Origin of the sequence: Staphylococcus sp. EG-SA-15 (assembly GCF_017151895.1) — a bacterium.
In the GTDB taxonomy this organism is placed as follows: Bacteria; Bacillota; Bacilli; order Staphylococcales; family Staphylococcaceae; genus Staphylococcus; species Staphylococcus aureus.
The window spans coordinates 1-249 of sequence record NZ_JACVZN010000126.1 but is presented as its reverse complement, the minus strand read 5'-3'; the positions used below and the strand labels follow the sequence as shown (position 1 = coordinate 249).

Sequence of the window (249 nt, the reverse complement as noted above, 5' to 3'; positions counted from 1 at the left end):
AGTGTGATATGTTAAAATATGTCCTGAGGTGAGATTGAATGGAATGGTCGCAAATTTTTCATGACATAACAACGAAACATGACTTTAAAGCTATGCATGATTTTTTAGAAAAAGAATATTCGACTGCTTTAATAATTTCATCAGTAAATGTTTCCCAACCAATATCACGATGAGAATTTGCTTCACCCTGTCTTACGGTTAAAACTGTATTCAATAACAAGACGCCTTCTCTTGCCCAATCTTGTAAAT

The 249-nt window shown here is 33.3% G+C and carries 1 pseudogene; it reads right to left on the bottom strand.

The annotated features are described in order from the left end of the window. Window positions 1–121 precede the first annotated feature (121 nt). Window positions 122–249: pseudogene (locus tag IDG64_RS14655) on the bottom strand (uracil-DNA glycosylase); the annotation flags it as partial.